Annotated in this window: 32 protein-coding genes and 1 tRNA gene; 24 read left to right on the top strand and 9 right to left on the bottom strand. The window is 34.1% G+C overall.

What is annotated here, in order from left to right; genetic code table 11:
- Positions 1-5: 5 nt before the first annotated feature.
- From folE to moaA, 3 genes are read right to left on the bottom strand one after another with little or no spacing between them, the layout of a single operon-like run.
- On the bottom strand, positions 6-644 hold the full coding sequence (folE, locus tag D1867_RS01815; RefSeq protein ID WP_155862558.1) for a GTP cyclohydrolase I FolE: 639 nt from the start codon (positions 642-644) through the stop codon (positions 6-8).
- Positions 645-695: 51 nt separating this feature from the next.
- Positions 696-1,751 (bottom strand): M24 family metallopeptidase, encoded by a 1,056-nt coding sequence (locus D1867_RS01810; protein WP_338078081.1) that lies wholly within the window; start codon positions 1,749-1,751, stop codon positions 696-698.
- On the bottom strand, positions 1,745-2,671 hold the full coding sequence (moaA, locus tag D1867_RS01805) for a GTP 3',8-cyclase MoaA (protein WP_155862556.1): 927 nt from the start codon (positions 2,669-2,671) through the stop codon (positions 1,745-1,747). The genes D1867_RS01810 and moaA overlap by 7 nt, the downstream gene beginning before the upstream one ends.
- 34 nt (positions 2,672-2,705) lie before the next feature.
- On the opposite strand from moaA, the gene D1867_RS01800 reads away from it, so the two are divergent.
- The gene (locus tag D1867_RS01800) at positions 2,706-2,891 is read left to right on the top strand and encodes a zinc ribbon domain-containing protein (RefSeq protein ID WP_155862555.1); all 186 of its coding nucleotides are present in this window, start codon (positions 2,706-2,708) and stop codon (positions 2,889-2,891) included.
- Here the strand turns inward: D1867_RS01800 and D1867_RS01795 are convergent.
- Genes D1867_RS01795 through D1867_RS01780 form a run of 4 tightly spaced genes read right to left on the bottom strand, consistent with a single transcriptional unit; the run spans position 2,875 to position 5,099 of the window.
- Positions 2,875-3,537 (bottom strand): BUD32 family EKC/KEOPS complex subunit, encoded by a 663-nt coding sequence (locus tag D1867_RS01795; RefSeq protein WP_155862554.1) that lies wholly within the window; start codon positions 3,535-3,537, stop codon positions 2,875-2,877. The two genes, D1867_RS01800 and D1867_RS01795, sit on opposite strands and share 17 nt — an antisense overlap.
- Complete coding sequence (locus D1867_RS01790; protein ID WP_338077923.1) at positions 3,534-4,421, bottom strand: cysteine synthase family protein; 888 nt, start codon at positions 4,419-4,421, stop codon at positions 3,534-3,536. The genes D1867_RS01795 and D1867_RS01790 overlap by 4 nt, the downstream gene beginning before the upstream one ends.
- Before the next feature lie 55 nt (positions 4,422-4,476).
- Entirely contained in the window at positions 4,477-4,701 is a 225-nt protein-coding gene (locus tag D1867_RS01785) for a sulfurtransferase TusA family protein (protein WP_155862552.1), read from the bottom strand.
- Positions 4,698-5,099: a DsrE family protein gene (locus D1867_RS01780; protein WP_155862551.1), complete on the bottom strand. Its 402-nt coding sequence runs from the start codon at positions 5,097-5,099 to the stop codon at positions 4,698-4,700. The genes D1867_RS01785 and D1867_RS01780 overlap by 4 nt, the downstream gene beginning before the upstream one ends.
- A gap of 52 nt (positions 5,100-5,151) precedes the next feature.
- On the opposite strand from D1867_RS01780, the gene D1867_RS01775 reads away from it, so the two are divergent.
- Positions 5,152-6,153 (top strand): DUF711 family protein, encoded by a 1,002-nt coding sequence (locus tag D1867_RS01775; RefSeq protein WP_155862550.1) that lies wholly within the window; start codon positions 5,152-5,154, stop codon positions 6,151-6,153.
- A gap of 49 nt (positions 6,154-6,202) precedes the next feature.
- Entirely contained in the window at positions 6,203-7,252 is a 1,050-nt protein-coding gene (locus tag D1867_RS01770; protein WP_155862549.1) for a phosphate signaling complex PhoU family protein, read from the top strand.
- 4 nt (positions 7,253-7,256) lie between these two features.
- On the opposite strand, the gene D1867_RS01765 is transcribed toward D1867_RS01770, so the two are convergent.
- The gene (locus D1867_RS01765) at positions 7,257-8,417 is read right to left on the bottom strand and encodes a nicotinate phosphoribosyltransferase (protein ID WP_155862548.1); all 1,161 of its coding nucleotides are present in this window, start codon (positions 8,415-8,417) and stop codon (positions 7,257-7,259) included.
- 56 nt (positions 8,418-8,473) lie between these two features.
- Between D1867_RS01765 and D1867_RS01760 the strand changes: the two genes are divergently transcribed.
- Genes D1867_RS01760 through D1867_RS01685 form a run of 16 tightly spaced genes read left to right on the top strand, consistent with a single transcriptional unit; the run spans position 8,474 to position 18,798 of the window.
- Positions 8,474-8,932, top strand: coding sequence for a 30S ribosomal protein S19e (locus D1867_RS01760; protein WP_155862547.1), 459 nt, complete (start codon positions 8,474-8,476; stop codon positions 8,930-8,932).
- Between the two features lie 9 nt (positions 8,933-8,941).
- A complete protein-coding gene (locus tag D1867_RS01755; protein WP_155862546.1) occupies positions 8,942-9,292 on the top strand; it encodes a DNA-binding protein in 351 nt (116 codons plus the stop codon).
- Complete coding sequence (locus tag D1867_RS01750; protein WP_013776086.1) at positions 9,289-9,444, top strand: 50S ribosomal protein L39e; 156 nt, start codon at positions 9,289-9,291, stop codon at positions 9,442-9,444. Before D1867_RS01755 ends, D1867_RS01750 begins: the two co-directional genes overlap by 4 nt.
- A 4-nt stretch (positions 9,445-9,448) precedes the next feature.
- Positions 9,449-9,715 (top strand): 50S ribosomal protein L31e, encoded by a 267-nt coding sequence (locus D1867_RS01745; protein ID WP_155862545.1) that lies wholly within the window; start codon positions 9,449-9,451, stop codon positions 9,713-9,715.
- Entirely contained in the window at positions 9,712-10,383 is a 672-nt protein-coding gene (locus D1867_RS01740; RefSeq protein ID WP_155862544.1) for a translation initiation factor IF-6, read from the top strand. The genes D1867_RS01745 and D1867_RS01740 overlap by 4 nt, the downstream gene beginning before the upstream one ends.
- Position 10,384: 1 nt before the next feature.
- The gene (gene rpl18a / locus D1867_RS01735) at positions 10,385-10,648 is read left to right on the top strand and encodes a 50S ribosomal protein L18Ae (protein WP_155862543.1); all 264 of its coding nucleotides are present in this window, start codon (positions 10,385-10,387) and stop codon (positions 10,646-10,648) included.
- A gap of 6 nt (positions 10,649-10,654) precedes the next feature.
- Positions 10,655-11,098, top strand: coding sequence for a prefoldin subunit alpha (gene pfdA / locus D1867_RS01730; RefSeq protein ID WP_155862542.1), 444 nt, complete (start codon positions 10,655-10,657; stop codon positions 11,096-11,098).
- Positions 11,095-12,222 (top strand): signal recognition particle-docking protein FtsY, encoded by a 1,128-nt coding sequence (ftsY, locus tag D1867_RS01725; RefSeq protein WP_373468329.1) that lies wholly within the window; start codon positions 11,095-11,097, stop codon positions 12,220-12,222. Before pfdA ends, ftsY begins: the two co-directional genes overlap by 4 nt.
- A 32-nt stretch (positions 12,223-12,254) precedes the next feature.
- Entirely contained in the window at positions 12,255-12,431 is a 177-nt protein-coding gene (locus D1867_RS01720) for a protein translocase SEC61 complex subunit gamma (protein WP_155862541.1), read from the top strand.
- Positions 12,432-12,440: 9 nt separating this feature from the next.
- Positions 12,441-12,899, top strand: a complete 459-nt coding sequence (locus D1867_RS01715) for a transcription elongation factor Spt5 (protein ID WP_152940907.1) — start codon at positions 12,441-12,443, stop codon at positions 12,897-12,899.
- A gap of 12 nt (positions 12,900-12,911) precedes the next feature.
- Positions 12,912-13,418 carry a 50S ribosomal protein L11 gene (locus tag D1867_RS01710; protein WP_155862540.1) on the top strand — a complete coding sequence of 169 codons (507 nt, stop codon included), beginning with the start codon at positions 12,912-12,914 and terminating at the stop codon, positions 13,416-13,418.
- A gap of 5 nt (positions 13,419-13,423) precedes the next feature.
- Positions 13,424-14,080 carry a 50S ribosomal protein L1 gene (locus D1867_RS01705; protein WP_155862539.1) on the top strand — a complete coding sequence of 219 codons (657 nt, stop codon included), beginning with the start codon at positions 13,424-13,426 and terminating at the stop codon, positions 14,078-14,080.
- 6 nt (positions 14,081-14,086) lie between these two features.
- Entirely contained in the window at positions 14,087-15,088 is a 1,002-nt protein-coding gene (locus D1867_RS01700) for a 50S ribosomal protein L10 (protein ID WP_155862538.1), read from the top strand.
- A gap of 43 nt (positions 15,089-15,131) precedes the next feature.
- On the top strand, positions 15,132-15,449 hold the full coding sequence (rpl12p, locus tag D1867_RS01695) for a 50S ribosomal protein P1 (RefSeq protein ID WP_013776097.1): 318 nt from the start codon (positions 15,132-15,134) through the stop codon (positions 15,447-15,449).
- A gap of 60 nt (positions 15,450-15,509) precedes the next feature.
- Complete coding sequence (alaS, locus tag D1867_RS01690) at positions 15,510-18,218, top strand: alanine--tRNA ligase (protein ID WP_155862537.1); 2,709 nt, start codon at positions 15,510-15,512, stop codon at positions 18,216-18,218.
- Positions 18,181-18,798: a DUF434 domain-containing protein gene (locus D1867_RS01685; RefSeq protein ID WP_155862536.1), complete on the top strand. Its 618-nt coding sequence runs from the start codon at positions 18,181-18,183 to the stop codon at positions 18,796-18,798. The genes alaS and D1867_RS01685 overlap by 38 nt, the downstream gene beginning before the upstream one ends.
- A 74-nt stretch (positions 18,799-18,872) precedes the next feature.
- Here the strand turns inward: D1867_RS01685 and D1867_RS01680 are convergent.
- Positions 18,873-18,950: transfer RNA gene (locus tag D1867_RS01680), tRNA-Arg, on the bottom strand.
- Between the two features lie 147 nt (positions 18,951-19,097).
- Between D1867_RS01680 and speD the strand changes: the two genes are divergently transcribed.
- The 5 genes from speD to hmgA all read left to right on the top strand — a co-directional run bounded on the left by speD (position 19,098) and on the right by hmgA (position 23,360).
- Positions 19,098-19,484 (top strand): adenosylmethionine decarboxylase, encoded by a 387-nt coding sequence (speD, locus tag D1867_RS01675; protein WP_155862535.1) that lies wholly within the window; start codon positions 19,098-19,100, stop codon positions 19,482-19,484.
- A 136-nt stretch (positions 19,485-19,620) separates the two neighbouring features.
- A complete protein-coding gene (locus D1867_RS01670; RefSeq protein WP_155862534.1) occupies positions 19,621-20,667 on the top strand; it encodes a hydroxymethylglutaryl-CoA synthase in 1,047 nt (348 codons plus the stop codon).
- Positions 20,667-21,734: a thiolase family protein gene (locus D1867_RS01665; protein ID WP_155862533.1), complete on the top strand. Its 1,068-nt coding sequence runs from the start codon at positions 20,667-20,669 to the stop codon at positions 21,732-21,734. Before D1867_RS01670 ends, D1867_RS01665 begins: the two co-directional genes overlap by 1 nt.
- 2 nt (positions 21,735-21,736) lie before the next feature.
- Positions 21,737-22,144, top strand: coding sequence for a Zn-ribbon domain-containing OB-fold protein (locus D1867_RS01660; RefSeq protein WP_152940925.1), 408 nt, complete (start codon positions 21,737-21,739; stop codon positions 22,142-22,144).
- Positions 22,131-23,360 carry a hydroxymethylglutaryl-CoA reductase (NADPH) gene (gene hmgA / locus D1867_RS01655; RefSeq protein ID WP_155862532.1) on the top strand — a complete coding sequence of 410 codons (1,230 nt, stop codon included), beginning with the start codon at positions 22,131-22,133 and terminating at the stop codon, positions 23,358-23,360. Before D1867_RS01660 ends, hmgA begins: the two co-directional genes overlap by 14 nt.
- Positions 23,361-23,366: the final 6 nt, after the last annotated feature.

The following is a 23,366-nucleotide window of genomic DNA, read 5'->3' as shown; positions in this document are numbered from 1 at the left end:
CTTTCTTATAATCTTAAACTTCTTTCATGCGTAGTATCTAATAATCTAAATACTTGATTAACTAATGCCCTATTTGTCTTAAAGACTCCTCTAGTTGCTACTGAAACTAGCTTGGCCTCTTTATCTTTTACTCCTCTCACATAAGCACACATGTGAGTGCCATTACCAATTACCATAACTCCCTTTGGTTTTATTTCGCTATTCATTATTGCATCAGCTATCTGAGAAACTAATCTCTCTTGGATCTGAGGTCTTGCTGAATAATAGTTAACTATTCTTATTATTTTGCTAAATCCGGCAACTTTGCCATCATCGTTAGCAACATAAGCAACATGAATCCTCCCTATAAACGGTAAGAGATGATGCTCACAAAGGGAAGAGAATTGTATATCTCTAATTAGAATTACTTGATCTCCGTTTTCATCTTCAGTTATATCTTCGTCTATATCTTTAGCATTAAATACTTTTATTTTAGGCGGTGGACTTCTTAGACCAGAAGTCATTTCTATTAAAGCTCTTGCAACTCTCTCTGGCGTTTCTCTTAAACCTTCTCTGTTTGGATCTTCCCCTAAAAGTTCTAGTATTTCTCTTACTCTTTTTGCAATTTCTTCTACCAATTTTTCTTGAGATATTGATGTTTCCATGCCAATTAGTATTCTGAGACTCTGCTAATTAAATAGTTTTTATAAAAAACCTTACAAAAGCTTATAAGTAGTTTCTAAAACCTCGGGTTTACCGTTTGTTACTATTAATGTATCCTCTATCCGTACTCCGAACTTATCTTTAATGTATATGCCGGGCTCTACAGTTATTACCATGTTTTTCTTTAGTACATCGTTAGAATTAAACGATATATAAGGAGATTCATGAACTTCTATACCAACTCCGTGACCAGTAGAATGAACAAAATATCTTCCATATCCATATTTTTCAATAACTTTTCTTGCAGTCTTATCTATTTCTGAAGCATTTACTCCAGAAGTTACTGCATCTATTGCCTCTAATTGTGCCTCTAAAACTATCTCATAGATTTTCCTTATTTCGCCTTTGATATTAAATGTTCTAGTGCTGTCAAAACAATATCCATCAAATTTTGCTCCTATATCTACAACTACATTATCATTTTCTAGGATTTTCTTATCTGTAGGAATATGATGAGGGAAAGAGGAATTTTTACCTGATGCTACTATTGAAGGAAAAGCGTAATCTTCTGCGCCACTGGCTTTCATAGTATAATCTATTATCCCGGATAGCTGTTTTTCAGTTATTTCACCTTCTAGAATTTTCTCCATACTAACCTTCATTGCTTCTGAAGTTATTTCTCCAGCTTTCTTTATTTTTTCCAATTCTTCATCGTCCTTTATACTACGCATTTCAGAAATGTCCTTTGAGATATCAATTAAATTATATTTTGAGGATAAAAGCTTATAAATACTAACGGTAGACCAGTTAATATCTAATGCTACAGTACTCTTAGTAATTAGCTTAGGTAAAATATCTGATAAAGAACCTACAAGAATCCCATTAGCTATATTACTTGGGTAATATATTTTAACGTCTAACCCGCTTATTTCTCTGGCTCTATTCTCCTCTAATAGAGGTACTAAAAGTGTAGCGACTCCGTCACAATATATTATAGTACCAGATCCTTTATAATTAGTAAAATAATAAACATTAGGATCCCCACTTATTATTACACATGAATTATTATATTTTTGAGAGAGCTCTTCAAGCTTTTTGACTCTCATAATGTATATTTAAAATTCGGCTCTCTAATAGCTATCGCTAACTTAAATGCCTCTTTTATCAGTTCTAATTTATCGTCTTCTGACAAGCCCGATTTAAGTATTCCAGAAATATCGATTACCTTATCTTCTCTATATAAACATGTTTTTAACTTGCCATCTACTGTAAGTCTTATTCTATTGCATCCAGCACAGAATATTGGATTAGCATAAGGTTTTACTACCTCTACTACTAAGCCAGAATTTAAATAATACCTAGGTCTAAAATGCTTATTCCTTATTGTTACTTTTGTTGAATTCTTCTTTAGATAATCCTCTATTATATTTAAGTTCTCGTGATATGAAAACGAAGATTTGCCTAACCCTACAGGATGCATTTCTATTAAATGTAATTCGTCTATTCCTAGTTTCTCTGAAAAATCTATGATCTCTTTTACTTCATTAATATTTATTTTATTTACAACAAAATTTAGTTTTACAGGTCTAAGATTAGCATTAATAGCAGATTTTATCCCTTCTAAAACCTTATCCAGAGCGTCAACTCCAGTAATTTTCTTAAAAGTTTTCCTATCTAATGCGTGAAGACTAATGTTGACTCTAGATAATCCCGCTTCTTTTAATTTAGTAGCTAGTTTAGGAAGCAGAACGCCATTAGTAGTCATGGAAATTTCAAAACCCAAAGATTTCAAGCTTTTAACGATCTCTATTAAATCTCTTCGTAAAGTAGGTTCTCCTCCCGTTAATTTTATGTATTTTATCCCAAAATCTTTAGAAGCCTTGGCTACAAGTAATATATCGCGTAAAGGTAATCCTGATAAAATTTCGCTCCCTTCACCTTCCATATGACAGAAAAAACAAGAAAAATTACATGCATGAGTAAGAGTAATTCTTAAGTCTTCAAGGTCTCTTCCAAATCTGTCCTTCATTACTTTTAAATTGTTTTTAACCTTAATAAACTAGATGAAAGAAGTACTTTGCCCTAAGTGCGGAATAAGGATGGAATTCATGGCAGAAACTGAAAGTAACAGTGAAGGAAGAGAAGTTAGATATTTCTATAGATGTCCTGCTTGTGGAGCAAGAATAAACGAAAGTATAATGAAGATTTTAAAGAAAGATAGCTCGGTAATAATTAAAGTTCTGCAGTAATTTTTTTGATTAAATTTAAAGACATTGGTGGGAATAAAGTTAATATCCCTATATTTCTTATATCAAGAATATAAGATATCTCCTTTTGAGTAGGCTTATAAGAGTTTAAAAATACTCTAGCCATTTTCTCAAAGTTTTTTAAATCATTTATATATTTATAACTTAGGAAAAGAAGAAAAACTAAAATATCCCATGCAAAGTATTTTTCTTCCTTAGTTTGAATAGCTTGTTCTGCATCTATAACATAAATCTTTTCATTTACAATAAAATTTTCCATTTTTGTATCTCCTAATGATAACCCATTTTCATGAATTATTTTGAAAGCCTTGCCAAGCATAAGAAAATCTTCTTCTGTTTCTATAGGTCTTCCTTTTATATAATCTCTCATTATACAGTTAGTATCATAATCCATATCTATAATTTTTGGAGTTCCTATTCCATCCCATTTTCTAGTAAAAAAATCAATCTCTCTATTCATTCGCTCTCGAGGACTTGAAGCATAAGGATATGATTTAAAAAATGATGAAATAAAATACCATTTAATTCCTGCACTTGTAGAATAACATTTAATAACGTACTCTTTTTCTTCAAGCTTGATTAACTTACTCTGTAAGTATAGAGATTTTATCACATCTTCAAACTTCATATTTTAGAATCTATATCTTCTAATTCCATAAAGTATTTAAACGCATCATCTGGAAACACTAATACGGTAGTCTTATCATCAGCAAGTTTCTTATACGCTGCTACAGTAGCTCCTGCACTTATACCTATTAGAATTCCACTACTTCTAGCAATATCTACTATTCCCTCTACTGCTTCCTTCCTGGTTATATCAATCATCTTATCAATTTTAACTAGTCCTATAAAGCTATTTTCGTCTTGTCTTTTGATTCCAGGAATTCTTTCTCCTTCTGCAGGTTGAACTCCTATAATTTCTACATCACTACCATATTTTTCCTTGAAGTATTTAGCTATTCCAGTTAGATGACCTCCAGTGCCTGCTGTGGCTATTATGCGTTGGGGTTTCTTATTTAGATACTCTAATTGTTCATCTATTTCCTTAGCAGTCGTATAATAATGAGTCATGTAATTTAATGGATTTCTAAATTGGTCTAAATGTACGGCTCCAGTATTTTTTGAGTATTGTTTTACTAATGGTAATAACTCTGTGGTGGATTTTCCAGCTTGTATAACTTGTGCTCCTAGAATTTTCATCATAACTTTGAAGCTTTGAGGAGCCTTAGCAGGAATAAAAGAAGTAAATTTCTTATTAAATATTGCAGAAAGTGAGGCAAGTGCTATGCCTAGATTACCAGATGTTGCTTCAACTATTTCATTGGCATTATTTTCTAATGCTTGTCTAAAGAGAAACCATGCAGTTCTATCTTTTATACTGTGACTAAAAGGATTATAGAATTCTAGCTTTGCCCAAACATCTTCTCCTATTTTTAATTTTAAAAGTGGAGTTGGCCACATGTTTTCTAACAATTCTATAGGGTCTTCAAATACGTGAAGGTCTTTTGACACAATACGCATCTACCTACTAATCTATTCTAATATAACGTATAAAAGAGTTTCTTTTTTATTTCTTTAATTTTAACCTAATCACTATTTTATTTCCTTGCTTTTCATAACTTAAAAATATATTTCCAGTTTCATTACACCATTTTTCTAAAGCTTGAACGGAAGCTTCCCACGGAGTTCTTATTATCACGTCTTCCTCTTCGCCTTCCTTTAAAGATTTCCATTCCCTATAAATTTCAAGTAAAACTACTGGGCATATTCCATCAGAATTTATTTCCTTCATAACGTAATCACCACGTCTGAAGTTTTTGCCTCCTCTAAAAAGGATATAGTATCGGACAATTTTATTCCATCTAGTAAATCAGACTTAGAGAAACCCGCCAATTTTAACCCCGCTTCATCCACGTAGAACTCAACACCTTCTTTTATTGCCTCCATTAGTAATTTAGATGTATCTGGAATATTCATTCTCTTCATTTGAAAGCTAATAAAAAGTCTTGCAAAAAATCCCATTTTAAGCTTAGATTTACCTTTCATCTCTTTTGTAAATAGAATCACTGCTTGCGAAGTAACAAAAAATTTGACGTCCCAATTTAATGTTTTGCCCCCTATAGCTATAACTAATCCATGATAGAATTTATCCATACTATTATCCGCAAGTAATATTGTTAATTTTGCCATAGATAGTATAACATGATTAAAGGTTATAAAAACGAGCAAAGTATATTTAGCCATGAAAATAAGAGCCGTAACGGCTTTCGTAGCTGATATAAATAAAGATAAAATTTTATCTATTGCTAACAAATTAAATTTCATTAAAGAAGAAGATATACTAACCAAGAGAATAAGCTTTCCTGAGACTAATCCTAATATAGAATTTTCGAAACTTCTAGATTTAGTAGTTGATAATTCAATAATTTTTAGCTTAATAAGTATAAAGGATAAGGACAAAAGATTAAGTCAAGTTAAAGATGCGCTCTCGGCAGGAGAAAATATATATGCGAATGTATTATTAACGTCACCTTCTTATGTTGACGAAATTGTAAATCTTATAACAAGGCTAGAACCTTCAGAAGCTTCAAGATTTGGAATACTTATTAATGATTACTTCCTTTTAACACCTTATTTTCCAACTTCTACTGCAGACGTAGCTAGAGACTCCTTCGCACTATCTTTACTTTACGTTAATGATTTCAAGGAAAGAAAAGCTGTACAAAGTTTAGAAAAAGCTGATGCATTAGGAAAAATTATTGAGAGTAAAACTGGATTAAAATACATAGGAATAGACATTTCGCTTTCTCCTTGGGGAGAGGAAAGTGTTGGAGGATTAATTGAAGAGAGAAGCGGGAAAAAGATCTTTAATAGAGGACACATATGGACAGTAGGCGAGCTTAATAGAGAATTATTCTCAAGTGCATGGGAAGCTAAAGTATCACCGATAGGTTATTCTGAAGTTATGCTACCAGTAGGTGAAGATACTATATTATCTAAACGCGTTGAGGAGGAATCTTTAACGCTTTCACAATTACTAAGTATGACATTCTCGTGCGCAGCAGGATTGGATATGGTAGGAATAGAAGAGGATAAGGAATTATATAAGAATATTATCAAGGATGCAATGGCTATTCAATTCGTAAAGAAAAGACCATACGGTATAAGAATTATACCTTCTAGAGGTGAGAAAAAGATCTATATAAAAGAATTCGGTTATATACCAACCATTAAAGTCGTATAGAAAAGATTTAAATTACTTTTATATGTCTAGTAATATATAGTTGAGTAAAATGGAAGTTAGAAGAGTACAAAAATTCGGTAAATCGACATTAATGGTATCATTACCCGCAGACTGGGTTAAGGAAGTTGGTTTAAACCCAGGAGAAAGTATTTACTTAGAAGTTGATGAGGATGGAAGCCTAAAGGTTTATCCGCCTAATCTGAAAACTGAAGGAAGCAGTAAAGAAATGAAAATAGAAATAAAAACTAACGTGAGCCCAGAACTGATAAGTAGAATAATCTATAGCTTATATATTTTAGGATTTGATAAAATCACAATAGAGTCTACAGACGGGCCATTTAATGAGGATGTATTAAGGAAAGTTAAAGATACAGTGAGAAGCTTAATAGGGTTAGAAATTGTATCACAAGATCTTACTAATTTGCAGATACAATCATTTTTAGATCCAACAAAGTATAGTATGGCTAGCTTAGTTAGCAGATTAAGTAACACATTAAAGCAAATGTTACATTACTTGAATTTAGGGATTAAAGAAGCTAGTAGAACATTTTTACAAGAGGTACTAGAATTAGAAAAGGAAGTAGATAGACTTTATTACTTATCATTAAGACAATTACTATTAGCTCAGGTAAATAGGAGCTTAGCCTATATGATAGGAGTAAAGAGAATCCAAATAATAGGAAATAGAATTTTAATGAAAGCAATAGAAGAAGCAGCAGACGAAATAAGTGAAGCCGCATCCGATTTACTTTCATTACATCCAGAGGATTTGGAAGTACTGAAAGTATCGTGGGATAAAATAGATATGATAGTCGATCAAACAGCAGTAGTTATAGATCATGTAGTAAAAGTATTAAATAAAGAAGATCTAAAGCTTGTTAATGAAGTATTAGAAGAGCTAAGGACTCTAAGAAGAGTTCTTATGACAGAAGCGTTAATGGCTGAGGAAAAAATTGAGAAAAATAATTCAACTAGAGTTACCGTCGTATTTAGAAGCTTAAACTTAAGGTTATATAATGCTATAAGAAGAATGGAGCCAATAGCTGAAATAGCTTTCAATAGAAGTATTGAAAATTTAAAGGAAATAGTTATAGAATAAAAAGTTATAGCGTTTGGACTTCCTTTAATTGCCCAAGTACATAGTTTCTTATTTCCTTTAAGCTTGGTAAGTCTCTTATTATTTTCCCATTTTCCATGTATTTAACTAGCAACGGCTTACAGCCTTCTATCGGTTTATCCTCTAGTAAAGTTATTACATCATTAAACCCGCTGCATCTATATACTTGTTTAGCTCCAGGCCATTTGCCTCTTTTAGTATATGGTACCCACTTTCCATCGATTTTCTTCTCAACAATATCAGCACTTAGATCTATACTAGGAGGCATTGAAATACTAGTTCCTACTCCGAACCCATCTACATAATCTCTTAATTCTACTACGTCATCTTCATCTATACCGCCGCTTACAAATATTTTAACGTGTGAGAAACCATTAATATTAAGAGTCCACCTAACTTCTTGTACAATCTTTCTAAAATTTCCACGTCTACTTGAAGGAGTATCTAGCCTAACGCCTGCTAATCTTTTACCGAGTAACTTAGCAGCTTTTAATGCCTCAGTCCTTTCATCTTCGAAAGTATCTACTAACGCGATTCTTGGTACTTTTTCGTCCATTGCTTCGTCAAACGCTTTCCAAGCCTTCTCGTTGTCTCCTACCGAAAGCATTAATGCATGTGGCATAGTTCCAGAAGGTTCTATGTCGAAAATTTCCTTATCGAATGCTCCAGAAATCCCATCGGAGCCACCTATATAAGCAGCTCTATCGGCCATAGGAGCTATTGCTGGATGAAGAGCTCTAAGCCCAAAAAATAATACAGTTTTATCTTGAGCAAGTTTCTTTATCCTTGCAGCTTTTGTTGCAATACTGCTTTCATGTCTTAGTATCCCCAATAAAGCTGTCTCGTATACTCCGAAATCAAGATAATTTCCTTCAATTATCATTACTGGCTCTATTTCTTTAAATAATGTCCCTTCTGGCATAGCATATACTGTAACCGGTTTTCCTTCAAGTAACTTAAGGGCTTCTTCTAATCCTGTAAATACTGCCCAACTATACCCTTTAGGAAGTCCATAAGAATGAAATTCCATTCTCACTTCCACGTTATTTATGCCCAGATGTTCTAGTGTTTTTATAGTTCTATCAAAATAAATATCTGTTATCTTACCGCTCAAAATTTCTTCCTCTGTTGCTGTATAGAACTTCATAGTTATCTCTAATCTAAAGTTAATTTTTAAACCTTAAAGATAGCACTGAAATAGACATGATTACAGCTGATATGGTACCTCCAAATTTGCTAATAGATAAGTTAGCAAACTATATAAAAGAAAACGTTAAGGAAGTACAGCCTCCAGAGTGGGCATTTTTTGCAAAGACTGCAAGCTACAAGGAAAGAGTTCCGGACGATTTAGAAAACTGGTGGTATGTTAGAGCTGCATCTTTACTTAGGAAATTGTATAAAGAACCCTTTGGAGTTAACACTTCTAGGACAATATATAGCGGACTAAAAAGAAGAGGAACTAAGCCCCCACACACAGTAAAGGCTCCTGGTCACGCTAATAGATTAATATTCCAACAGTTAGAAAAGGCTGGTCTAGTAATTAAAACTAAAAATGGTAGAAGTCTTTCACCAAAGGGAAGATCATTATTAGATAAATTATCATACGAAATCTTTAAAGGTTTGGTGGAAAATAATCCTTCTTTGAAAAAGTACTTAGAATAGTGATGTTCTATGTCAGAAGATGAATATGATCCTGAGTTACAAAATTTACTAGCCAGAAGAGCTGAAGAAGAAAGTAGAAGAGCATTAGAAGAAAGAAGAAAAAGAGAAGAATATGAGAAACAAAAAGAGGCCTTGCTTAGAGTTATTTTAACACCAGAAGCAAGGCAAAGGCTAAATAACGTAAAGCTAGTAAAGCCAGAGCTAGCTGAATCTTTAGAAAACCAATTGATAGCACTTGCACAAGCAGGAAGAATTAAGATTCCTATAACTGACGACGAGCTAAAGGAAATCTTAGCTCAAGTAGCGGAACAAAATAAAAGAGATTATAAGATTCAAATTAAAGAAAGGGGTTGGAAATGAGTACAACTAAACCTTTAGCTAAAAAATTAAGATTGGCTAAGGCTCTAAAATCAAACTCAGCTATCCCAGCATGGGTTATATTAAAAACTAATGGAAAAGTAAGAATAAATCCTCTTAGAAGAAACTGGAGAAGAAATAGTCTAAAGGTGTAAAGGCATGAAAGAGAAGGATAATTTTGAAATGGTAATTAACTTAAGAAAGATAGCTACAGGCAAGAGGACTAACAGGCTAGGGAGAGCATTAAAGGAAATTAGAAGTAAAATAATCAGGCATTTTGGGGCAGATAGAGTACTGATAGACCCATTGGTAGTAAAGTCATTATCCACTAACGGATATGATAAGATAAAAAGTAGAATAAGAGTAGTAGTAAGCAAATTAGATGAAAAAACATATTTAGTAAAGCTTGCAATTAAGAGTGAATGAATATACAGAGATTAAGCATATTTGGAACTGATAATATAGGAGTATACATATTTTCTAACGATAAATATACTTTTGTTCCAAAAAATCTAGATAATGAAACTAAAAGGATTATCCAAGAAAATTTAGGTACAGAAATTATAGAAACCACAATAGCAGATAGTTTTTTAATAGGAATTTTTATGACAGGTAATAATAAAGCGCTTCTTCTTCCTAAAAATATTAGAGACGACGAATTAAAAATTGTAAAAGAACTTGCTAAAGACATAAGAGTAGAAGTATTAAACTTGAAGACCACAGCACTTGGAAATGTAATATTAACAAACGATAATGCTGCATTAGTTTATCCTGAATTTTCAGACGCAGAAGTCAAGCAAATTAAAGAAGCATTACAGGTTGACGAAATTAAAAAAGGTAGAATTGCACATGTATCTGTTGTAGGATCAGTAGGCGTTGTCACAGATAAAGGTGGAATTGTACACATAGATGCCACCGACGATGAAATAAAGGAACTATCTAAACTATTCAAAATTAACATAGATATAGGCACGGTAAATTTCGGTAGTGCCTTTGTTAGAAGCGGCCTAGTGGCAAATGATAAAGGAATATTAGTTGGTTCATCTACTACTGGACCAGAGATTTTAAGAATTCAGAAAGCTTTAGGTGAGTGAGATGGAGGAGATTAAAGTTTACATGGTAAAAGGTACTGCACTATTCAACGAAAGTAGATTCCCAACAAGGCAGAAATTTATAAAATTTGTTAGAGCATTAAATGAAAAACAGGCTGCAGAGTACATTTATGCATATTTTGGAAGTAAAAATAAAATAAAGAGACATAATATCAAGATCGAAGAAATTAAGGAAATTCCGTTGGACGAAGTTCCAGATAGGAGAATAAAAGATATTGCTAAGCTAGACAAGATTATTTTAATGTGATAAATCATGTCCGATCAGCAAGAGAATAAAGTAGTAATATCTTTAGATGACTTATTAGCACAAGCTCAACTCTTAAAGAAACAAATAGATGATCTCTCGGCAGCTAGGGCAGAAATACTAGATTCTGTAGCTTCAATTGAAGCCGCTAAAGCTTCTATACAAGAACTAAAAACTCAACAAGAAATGCTAGTATCATCGGATAAGAAAGGATACCTTATGTTTAAGATTAATAATCAACCGCCCCAAAAAGTTTTAGTTTATTTAGGCTTGTCATATTATGTAGAGGTTGATATGGATACAGCATTAAAAATTTTAGATGACAGGGAAAACGAGCTAAAAGAAGCATCAGCAGGACTAGATAAGAAGCTTGCAGAGAGTAAAGCGGCATATGACCAAATAATAGATATATTAAACCAGATTCAAGCGCAAGCTCAACAAAAAGGTGAATAATTTGTTTCGAAAAGTTAAAAAAGGCTTTTTCTTCCTTTACAGAAAAACTTAGACAAAAAGGAGAAGAAAAATCTGAAGAACAACAACCGACTTTATCAAATTCTAAACCTGTAACGCAAGAAGCTCAACAGCCTTCTTCGCAGCTTGAACAGAAGTCTAATGAACAAAATAAGATAGAAGAAATAAAGAACGAAACGAGCGGAAAGAAGGAAGAATCTCCAACTAAGGAAAAAGTAGGTATAGGTAGTAAGCTGAATATCTTCAATATCTTTAAATATAGAGAAATAAAAGAAGACGACGTTGATGATATTATTGAAGAACTTAGAATAGAATTATTAGAAAGTGATGTTAGCCTAGAAGTTACTGATAAAATCCTAGAGGATCTTAAATCATCGTTGATAGGTAAAAAAGTAAACAGAAGTGAAGATTTAGATGAGTTAGTAAAAAAATCATTAAAAAATTCTATAACAGAAATTTTAGAGAAAAACAGATTTGAAAGAAATCTAATAGAGGAAATTAAAAGATCTCCCAAACCCTATGTTATAATGTTCTTCGGAGTTAATGGAGTAGGTAAAACTACAACTATTGCAAAAGTTGCATATATGTTAAAAAAAGCCGGACTCAAAGTAATAGTCTCCGCTTCCGACACTTTTAGAGCAGCAGCTCAAGAACAGCTTGCAATACATTGCCAAAAACTGGAAATACCACTAGTTAAAGGTAAATATGGTGGAGATCCTGCATCTGTAGCCTTTGACGCAATTCAAGCAGCAAAAAGTAGGGGAATAGACGTAGTCCTTATTGATACTGCAGGAAGAATGCATGTTGATAAGGATTTAACAGAGGAATTGAAAAGAATAGTAAGAATCTCAAAACCTAACTTAAAGTTATTAGTAATAGACGCATTGGCAGGCAACGACGCGCTAGAGCAAGCAAAATATTTTGAGAACGTCGTAGATTATGACGGTGTAATATTAACAAAAGTTGACGCTGACGCAAAAGGCGGAGTTGTTTTATCTTTAGCGTACGAATTAAAAAAACCAGTAATCTTCTTAGGAACTGGACAGAATTATGACGATTTAATTCCTTTTAGTGTAGATTGGTTTATCGAGAGAATTTTTAGTTAAAGTTAATTTACTCAATCCTAAAATATGAGTGTATGAATATACTAGAAAGAATAAAGAAATTGCCAGAGGATTGGAAAAGAATAACAACTGTCGCTAAAAAGCCAGATAAAGATACTTTTAGCATGTACTTAAAGGTAACACTTATAGTAATGGCTTTCGTAGGACTTTTAGCTTACTTGATACAATTAGTCTTGGCGTTTATAATCTGAGGTGAGTTAATGGAGTCAAAGATCAGAAACTATTATGCAGTAAAAGTTACTGGAGGACAAGAAGTCAGCGTAGGGCTTATGCTTGAGGAGAGAGCTAAAACTAATAATATTCCAGAAATATATTCAATAATTGTACCTCCTGGTCTTAAAGGTTATGTAATAGTTGAAGCTTCTGGGCCCCACGTAGTTAAGTTACTAATCGCTGGCATAAGACACGTTAGAGGAATAGCTCAAGGACTAGTACCTAAAGACGATATAGTAAAGATGGTGTCTAAGAAAGTTACTGGTCCAACAATAAAGGAAGGAGACCTAGTAGAAGTAGTTTCTGGTCCATTTAGAGGAATGCAAGCTCAAGTTGTAAAAGTTACTGAAGGAAAGGGAGAGGTAGTGTTAAATATTTTAGAATCCGCTTTCCCATTACAAGTAACTATACCCGTAGATCAAGTTAAACCCGTGAAAAAAACTTAAGGTGATGAATTCATGCCCAAGAAAACCATAAAAATAGTAGTAGAAGGTGGTAATGTTAAACCTGGACCACCTTTAGGACCAACACTATCTCAATTAAAATTAAACGTAGGTGAGGTAGTTAAAAAGATAAACGAAGCTACTGCACAATTTAAGGGAATGACAGTACCAGTAACAATAGATGTTGACCTAGATACAAAGGAATTTGAAATATCGGTAGGTATACCCACAACTTCTTCTCTATTACTTAAAAAAGCAGGTGCTGAAGCACCTTCCGGAGATCCAGCGCATAAAAAAATCGGAAACGTTAGCTTAGAGGATATTATAGATGTTGCAATAACAAAGAAACCATCCCTTACTGCAAAAACTCTTAAGGCTGCAGTAAAGTCAATACTAGGAACTGCTAGGCAGATTGGCTTAACAGTAGATAAAAAGGATCCAAAAGAGCTTATAAATGAGATAGACGAAGGAAAATATGACGAACTTTTTTCAAAATATGAGGAAAAGTGGAACAAGGCGTAATAGTCATGATAGTTCCAAAAGATAATCTAATAGAGGGGTTAAAAGAGGCATTATCAGAGAAAAATAATCCTAAAAGAAAATTCACTCAAAGCGTAGACTTAATAGTAACTTTTAAAGATGTTGACATGAAAAAAGGAGACGTAAAACTTAGGGAAATGGTAGTTTTGCCTAAAGTCCCATCTAAAGTTAAGAAAGTTCTAGTTATTCCATCTTTCGAACAATTAGAATCTGCAAAGAAAGCGGAACCAAATGTAATATTAACTAAGGAAGAGTTACAAAAACTTATGGGTCAAAAAAGAATAATTAAGAAGTACGCAAGACAAAATGACTGGTTCTTAATCTCTTCTGAATCAATGGCCTTAGCTGGAAGGATATTAGGTCCAGCTTTAGGACCAAGAGGTAAGTTTCCGACTCCTTTACCTTCTACATCAGATGTCGCAGAATATATTATAAGATTTAAACACACCACAATAGTTAAGACAAAAGATCAACCTCATACTCAAATATTCATAGGCACGGAAGATCAAAAACCAGAAGATTTAGCTGAAAACGCTAACGCAGTATTAACAGCAATAGAAGGTAAAATAAGGTCACCTTCGATAATAAGAGCTATATATGTGAAAACTACAATGGGTAAACCAGTAGAAATTAAACTTAAGTGATAAAAAATGAGCTTAACCGTTAAACAACATAAAATTCCTCAATGGAAAATCGAAGAAGTAAAAGAACTCAAGGAGAAAATAAAACAGTATAAGACAGTTATAATAGCTAGCCTAGACGGCTTTCCTACAGATAAACTTCACGAAATAAGGAAGAAATTTAGAGACGTAATGGAGATAAAAGTATCTAAAAATAGACTCTTCGAGAGAGCCGCTAAGGAAAGCGGAATAGATGTAAGTAAAATTGAACAATATTTGACTGGTACTAATGCATTTATTTTCAGTAATAAAAATCCATTTGAGATATCTTTAATGTTGTCAAAATTCAAATTAAAGAGGTATGCCTTACCTGGAGATAAGGCAGACGAAGAAGTGGTAATACCTGCAGGAGATACTGGAATACCTGCAGGACCTATGATAAGCGTATTTGGTAAATTAAAGATTCCAACCAGAGTTCAAGATGGAAAAATTACGATAACAAAGGATACAGTAGTAGCAGAGCCCGGGCAACCAATTCCACCAGAAATTGTTCCAGTATTGCAAAAGCTAGGAATAATGCCAGTATATGTGAAATTAAGGCTAAAAGTTGCATATCATGATAATTTAATTATTCCAGGAGAGCAACTAGAATTAAAATTAGATGACTACAAATCACAAATCCTAGAATCTTATAAGAACGCGTTGGCATTAGGAGTAGAAATAGCATATCCAGAACCAGAGATACTCAAGATAACCTTAGGAAAAGCTTACAGAAATGCCATGGCTTTGGCTGGAGAATCTGGCTATATAACACCAGAATCTGCCCAAGCAGTATTCTCGGCAGCATTAGCTAAAGCATATGCTTTAGCTGGAGCGATAAGTGGGAAAGTTGATCTAGGAATACAAATACCAACTGCACAGCAGACCACTGCACCGGCAAAAGAGGAGAAGAAAGAAGAAAAGAAGGAAGAAGAAAAGAAAGGACCAAGCGAAGAAGAAATAGCAGGAGGACTATCATCCCTATTCGGTTAACAAAGCTTTTAAATTCCTCTTAATAAGATGAAGATGATTAAAAATGGAATACATATACGCAAGTTTGTTACTACACTCAGCTAAAAAAGATATAACAGAAGACAATTTAAAGAACGTATTAACTGCCGCAGGAGTAAATGTGGATGAAGTAAGAGTAAAAGCAGTAGTTGCAGCATTAAAGGAAGTAAATATTGATGAAGTATTAAAGAATGCAGCCGCAATGCCAGTAGCTGCAGCAGCACCAGCTCAAGCACAAGCTGCACCGGCAAAAGAGGAGAAGAAAGAAGAAAAGAAGGAAGAAGAAAAGAAAGGACCAAGCGAAGAAGAAATAGCAGGAGGACTATCATCCCTATTCGGATAAAAACTTTTTTTGATTATTCTACATTAGTCTTTAATTCTTGTTTTCTTGTTTTGTTATAGGATGAAAGTAGACGAGAACGAATATAGGTTAAAATTCTTCTTAGAGAATCACTATGTAAGAAAGCAGTGCGTATCATGTAAAACTCCATTCTGGACTACCGACGGAAACAGAGATAATTGTGCTGATATACCATGCACTGACTATACTTTTCTCGATTCAAACATAGGAAAACTAAACCTTAGCGTTAGTGAAGCTAGAAAAAAATTCTTAGAATTCTTTCACAAACATGGACATACTATTATACCACCAAAGCCGGTTTTAGCTAGGTGGAGAGATGACTTATACCTAACAATAGCAAGTATTGTTGATTTTCAGCCTCATGTAACTAGCGGAATGGTTCAACCTCCTGCAAATCCATTAGTAGTATCTCAACCTTGTATAAGGTTAGAAGACGTTGATAACGTCGGAATAACATTCGGAAGACATTTAACAACGTTCGAGATGGGAGGGCATCACGCCTTTAACTACCCAGACAAGTTCGTATACTGGAAAGATGAGACTGTTGGGTTGGCAAAGGAATTCTTTACTGAAGAATTGAAAATTCCAGAAGAACTTCTAACTTTTAAAGAATCATGGTGGGAAGGGGGAGGAAATGCCGGGCCGTCGTTTGAGGTTACTGTTGGTGGATTAGAATTAGCTACCTTAGTATTTATGCAGTATCAAGTAATTAATGGTGAATACGTTCCATTAAAATTAAAAATAGTCGATACAGGATATGGAATAGAAAGAATAGCCTGGTTTACTCAAAAGACTCCTACAGCGTTTCATGCTATTTACGGAAATTTAGTTTACACATTCTTTAAAAAATTAGATCAACCTTACGTAGATGAGGAAATGCTAAAGACCGCGGCCAGATTTGCTGGTAGAATTGACCCAGACAATCCATTAACTATAACACATCATAGAGAGATGGTCGCTAAGGCGCTAGGATTGAAGAAAGAAGAAGTAGAAAAGGAACTTACAAGAGCAGCAAGAGTTTTCCAAGTTTTAGACCACACTAAAACTATTGCACTAATGTTAGCTGATGGACTTGTACCTTCAAATTCCGGTGAAGGATATCTAGGAAGATTATTAATAAGGAGATCTCTCCGCGTAATGAAAATTTTAGGCAGTGATGTTAGATTAAAAGATTTAGTTCTTGAACAAATAAACTTCTGGAAAGAAGATTTCCCGCAATTTCTTAAGAATAAAGATTACATTCTAGACGTTGTAGAATATGAGCAAGAAAAGTATGAAGAGACCTTACAAAAAGTTCCTTCAGTAGCTTCAACTTTAGCTAAAAAAGGAAGTATTACCACCGAAGATTTAATAAAAACTTACGACACTAATGGAATTCCTCCAGACTTAATTGCAGAAGAACTGAAGAAGAAAGGAATAGAGATTTCCGTTCCATTTAACTTTTATGCTTTAGTTGCAAAGAGACACCAATCAGCACCAATTAAGGGAGAAAAAGAGAAGGCTAAACTTACGCCAGACGTAATAGAATTTGCTAAAAAGTTTGAACCAACGAACAAACTTTACTATAAAGATCAATATATGAGAAGCTTTAATGGCAAAGTTCTTGGAGTATATAAGAACTTCTTAATTTTAGATAAGACTACGTTTTATCCAGAGGGAGGAGGACAGCTGGGAGATTCTGGAATAATAAAGACAAAGAGTGGAGAAGAATACCACGTAATAGATACTCAAAAAGTAAGTGATGTTGTAGTTCATGTTTTAGATAAGGAAGCAAAGCTTAATGTTGGAGAAGAAGTTTATGGCGAAATAGACTGGCAAAGAAGATATAGGCTAATGAGACACCATACTGCAACTCACGTTATACTGGCAGCTGCAAAGAAATTACTTGGAGAACACGTTTGGCAAGCTGGAGCAGAGAAAACTCCAGAAAAGGCTAGGCTGGACATTACTCATTATAAGATGCTAACTCCTGAAGAGATAAAGAAACTTGAGGATATGGCTAATTATGTGATAAATGATAGAAGACCGGTAACAGCTATAGAAATGGATAGAATGAAAGCTGAAATGACTTTTGGAGTTTCCATATATGAAGGTGGAGTTGTAAATAAGCCTACTATTAGACTATTAGAAATTAAGGATTGGGACGTAGAAAGTTGTGGCGGAACTCACGTAAGTAATACAAGTGAAATAGGTGCAATAAAGATTATTAACGTAGAGAAAATACAAGACGGAGTAATAAGATTGGAATACGTTGCGGGTGATATGGTTTCAAATTATGCCAGAAGTATTGAGGATAGAATAAACAAAATCTCAGAGGATTTAGAAACCTCACCAGAACAAGTTGAAATAAGATTAAAGAGAACATTAGAGGAAATGAAGGAAATTAAAGAAACTTTATCAATGTATAGGAACTGGTATTCAAGTTACGTAGAAAGTAAGGTAATTGAAGAGAAAGTTAATGGAATTAATTTGAAGATATTGCCAGAAATAATAGATGAAGACATAGTTAAAGACTTACTAAGAAAATTGACTTCTCAAGGTAGTAAAACTATAGCAGTATTTATAGGCAAGAAAACTGTAGACATTGCATCTAGTAAAGACTTAAAGTTAGACGAGCTAGCAAGCTTTCTGAGAAACAAGGGAGGAAAAGGAGGAGGAAAAGGAACTTATGTTAGCATGATGCTAGAAGGAAAATCAAGGGAAGAGATAATTAATGATATTAAGGAAGGAATTGAAAGAAGCATACATTGATTATAAATATTTGTTAAATAGAGGATATAATAGAAAGCCCGCATTAGACCTTGTGACTGGAAGATATTCTCTTTCTTTTAAGGAAAGACTACTTCTTTATAGATGCACCCATTCCGACGAAGAAATTAAGGAAATAAAGGAAAAGACGATCCTAGAAAAGAATGTAGTAATTGACGGCTATAATGTTGCAATAACTATATTAAATGCCCTAGATAACGATGAGGCATTTATATGCGATGATGGTTTCGTAAGAGATTTAGGCTTAGGTTCAAAGAAAGGAGATGATAGAATAGAAGATATATTAATTTTATTCGCAGAATTTTGTTACGCTTTAGGTCTATCTTTTACAATAATTTTAGATTCACAGATTAGCCACAGTGGTGAGTTAGCGTCAAATCTCAGGAAAAGAGGCATAAATGCAAAAACTGTAAATAAAGCTGATAAGACTGTGATGTCTAGCGAATTAACAATAATAAGCAATGATTTCGTAATAATGAAAAATTCTGCCAAGCTATTTGATTTGGTAGGATTATTCTTAAAAAGTTATATAGATTTACCAAAAATTCCAGAAGATATATAAGGATAACTAAATAAAGTTACATTGTGTAGATCTTTATCTCTTAGCTTCAAATAATATTAAAATAGTAATAATTGTGGCGGACCCGGCGGGATTCGGACCCGCGACCACCGGCTTAGGAGGCCGGCGCTCTATCCTGGCTGAGCTACGGGTCCATTATTCTATACTATCTAAGCTATTAAAGAGTTTTCGGAAGATAAAATACCTAGATAAAATCATATAAAATAATCCAAATAGAATTGCTCAGTTACATTTATAAATGTAAATTATTCATGTAAACGTGGAGGGTAATAGAACAGGAAATGGAAGAGAGACTCGTTCTCAAATCTTCTGAAGATAAAATTGTAGGTAAGCATGTATTCGGAAACCTATATGATATAGATCCTAAAATACTTACTGACAGAGAATATCTAGAAAAGTTAGTTCTAGAAGCAGTAAAGGTAGCAAACATGAAATTAGTAGAAGCAAAGTCTTGGTCATTTGGAGGTAAAAAAGGTGGGGTTTCCGTACTAGCTTTGGTGGAAGAAAGTCACATAGCGCTTCACACATGGAATGAATATAATTACGCCACACTTGATGTTTATACTTGCGGAGAGCAAAGTGACCCGCAAGCTGCTTTTGATTATATTGTAAAGGCATTAAAACCAAGAAGATACCAGGTATTTTATGCAGATAGAAGCTCAGATTAAACCCTCTCTTTCTTTTTTCTCTTTTAATTAATTCTTTCTTTTTCTTGTCTTCATACTTTACTTTTTTATAGACAATTGTCTATTAGGTATATCGACAATAGAAAATCTTTAAAAAATACAAAGAGGAATTATTAAGATGCGTTCAGGTATAGTTGGATGGGGATCTTACATACCTAGATATAGAATAAACGTCAATGACATAGCAAAGGTTTGGGGAAAAGAAGCTACTACTCCTAAAGTTTTAGGTTTAACAGAAAAGTCTGTACCGGCACCGGATGAGGATTCAACAACTATGGCTATAGAAGCCTCAAGAAATGCGTTAAATAGAGCTAGAATAAACCCGGAAGAAATAGGCTTAGTATTATTTGGTTCAGAATCTAAAGTTTATGCAGTAAAACCTACTGCTGCAGTACTTATAGATGCTTTAGGTATTTCACATTACTCATTAAGTGCAGATATGGAATTTGCTTGCAGAGCTGCATCAGTGGGCTTGGGTTTGGCTTTAAGCATGGTTGAGAGCGGAAAGATAAAATACGGTATGGTAGTTGGTTCAGATACTGCACAATCTAATCCAGGGGATATTCTTGAGTTAAGTTCAGCCGCTGCAGCAGTATCATTTATAGTAGGTAAATCTGACGAATCTGCAGCTGTATTAGAAGGATTTGCTTCTTTCAATACTGATACTCCAGATTTCTGGAGAAGGGACGGAATGCCTTATCCTTTACATGGAGAAGCTTTTACTGGGGAGCCCGCATATTTCGCACATATAATTTCTGCGGTTGAAAAATTATTCCAGGACTATGGTTATAAGGTTTCTGACTTCGATTACTTTGTTTTTCACCAACCTAATGGAAAATTCCCAGTTCAAGTTGCTAAAAAACTTGGGGTGCCATTAGAGAAAGTAAAGCCAGGCTTAGTCTCTCCTTACATAGGAAATCCGTATAATGCCTCAGCATTACTAGGATTTGCTAAAGTACTTGACATAGCAAGACCAGGACAAAGAATTCTAGTTGCTCCATTTGGTAGCGGTGCTGGTGCAGACGCTTTTAGTTTTGTTACTACTGAGAATATCTTAGAGAAACAAAAGCTCGCTCACACGACGGATTATTATATTTCAAATAAGATCATTGTAACTTATGCAGAATATGCAAAATTCACGAATAAATACAAGGTGTATGAATAATGACGGACGTATTAGTTTATGATTCTTCAATGATAAAAATAGATAGATATTATGAGAAAAACTTAGTAGACTTAGTAGCAGAGGTAATGAGTAAGTTCAACTCTCAAATAAAGCCCGATGCCGTGATTATAGCAAATGCTTATTCAGAGACTACAGTTAATCAAGTTCTTTTAGCTAGTAAGATTTCCAGCATGTTAGGTTTTTCAGGATTCACAATCAGAATAGAAAATGGAGATGCCAGCGGCGGCGCTGCAATAGAGACGGCTTATTACATGATAAAATCTGGGCTAGTTAAGTCTATATTATTAATAGGCGTAGAAAAAATGGGTGACTTTCCTACTAGCTATCTTAATGAAATAATTGCAGAGAATTTAGACGAAAAATTTGGATATAGAGAAGGACTAACTTTACAGCCATTTGCAGCATTACAAATGAAACAGTACATGAAGACTTATGGTGTAGATTACGATTATTTCACCCAATGGCCTTTAGCAATGCATAAATATGGTTCAGAAAATCCTTTCGCTTATTTAAAATTCCAAGTAGATAAGAAAACTATAGAAGAATCACAAATTATTTCTGAACCTCTTAGACTATTCGATACTTCGCCAAGAGCAGACGGCGCAGCGGCAGTATTGCTTACTAATGAGGAGTTTAAACCGGAGATTAAAGTAAAAATAACTGACGTTTCCTCAGCAGTTTCAGAATTTACAACACTGAGTATGCCTGCGGTAAGACAAGCCTATTCGCGATTTAGAGAATACAAAGCAGATTTCATGGAAATTCACGATTCTTATAGCATTAATGCAGCGCTAATCCTAGAAGAGATAGGCTTCGAAAAGGGCAAATCTTTGAATATGCTAGACTCAATTCAGGTGAATTATAGCGGTGGTTTAAAATCTAGAGGATACCCGGGTGGAGCTACCGGAATTTATCAACTTGCAGAATCTTTCATGCAATTAGCAGGTTCTTTCCCAGGTAAGAGGGCACAAGGTGAAAAAGGAGTGGTAATATCAACAGATGATTTAGGTACTTCAGCTTATGTAATTGGATTAAAGAGGTGTTAAAAATGAAAGTCTTTCCTGCACAAGTTTGGAGAAATAAAGAGAGTCTATATTCATTAATCGCAGGCAAGTGCAATAAATGCGGTAATCTATTCTTCCCTTACAGAGAAATATGTAATAAATGCGGTTCTACAAGCGTCTCTAAAGTAAAATTAAGCGGGCGTGGAACTCTAATTTCATATACTGTATCATATCAAACTAGACCGGGCTTTGAAAAAACAGCTCCAGAATACGTAGGTTTAATAAGATTAGATGAAGGCATTGAAATTGTAGCCCCATTAACAGACATTACTGGTGAAATTAAAGATAATTCTAGAGTAGAAGCAGTCATAAGGAGGTTAAAGGCAGACTCAAGTAATGGCTTGATAGAATACGGTATAAAATTTAGGCTGGTAGAAGATGAACATAGATGATGTAGTAGAAAAAGCTGTTAAAGGGGAAATAGAGCTTCATGAAATTGATAATTTTTTGGAAGCAAATGCCGCAATGGTTGCAAGAAGGCTTGCATTAGAAAAAATTCTTGGCATAAGTTTACCTTCTATAGGGTCAACAATTTTAGACTATTCTGAGATAAAAAATAGAAATGCAGAAAATGTAATAGGTGGAATACAAATACCAGTTGGCGTAGTAGGCCCTTTAAAAATTAATGGAGATTACGCTAAGGGAAATTTTTATGTTCCACTAGCAACTACAGAAGGAGCATTAATTGCTAGTGTAAATAGAGGTTGTAAGGCAATTACAAAGGCTGGAGGAGCTAAAGTTAAGATAATTTTTGACGGCATGGCTAGAGCTCCAGTATTTAAATTACCTAATATAGATAGTGTTGTAAATTTTTTGCAGTGGATAAATAAAAATTTAGATAAAATAAAGGAAGTAGCAGAGTCAACTACTTCTCACGGAAAATTGAAAGAAATACAACCTTTTGTTTTAGGAAATAATGTATGGTTAAGATTCGTATTTGAGACAGGAGATGCTATGGGCATGAACATGGCTACTATAGCCTCTGAAGCAATTTGCAATTTTATAGAAAGCGAGTTTACCGAAGCAAAATGCGTTGCTGTTAGCGGAAATATGTGTAGTGACAAAAAACAATCAATGGTCAACTCAATTTTTGGTAGAGGCAAGACTGTTATTGCAGAAGCTTTAATACCTTCCACAATACTTAAGGAAGTTCTTCGCACTACAGCTGAGGCGATACATGAAGTAAATTTAAGAAAAAACTTGTTAGGGAGTGCAAGAGCTGGAAATATTTATCAATTTAATGCCCATTTTGCTAACATAATTGCTGCAATTTTTCTTGCTACAGGGCAAGATATGGCCCAGGTAGTAGAAAGCAGTAGTGGATATACTTGGACAGAAGTTAGAGGAGAAGATCTTTACATAAGCGTGACTTTACCTTCACTTGAAGTTGGAACTGTTGGCGGTGGGACAAGATTGCCTACTCAAAGGGAGGCATTATCTATCATGGGCGTTGCCGGTGGAGGAAATCCTCCTGGAAGTAATGCTAAAAAATTCGCTGAAATAATTGCATCGACAGTACTGGCAGGGGAATTAAATCTGCTTTCAGCACTTGGTAATAAGGAGTTAGGCAGAGCTCACAAGATGTTAGGTAGGGGCATAAAAGCTTAATTTTCT

Source organism: Acidianus infernus (genome assembly GCF_009729545.1).
Classification (GTDB): Archaea; Thermoproteota; Thermoprotei_A; order Sulfolobales; family Sulfolobaceae; genus Acidianus; species Acidianus infernus.
The sequence above is the reverse complement of the archived record's forward strand: the minus strand, read 5'-3'. Positions and strand labels throughout refer to the sequence as shown.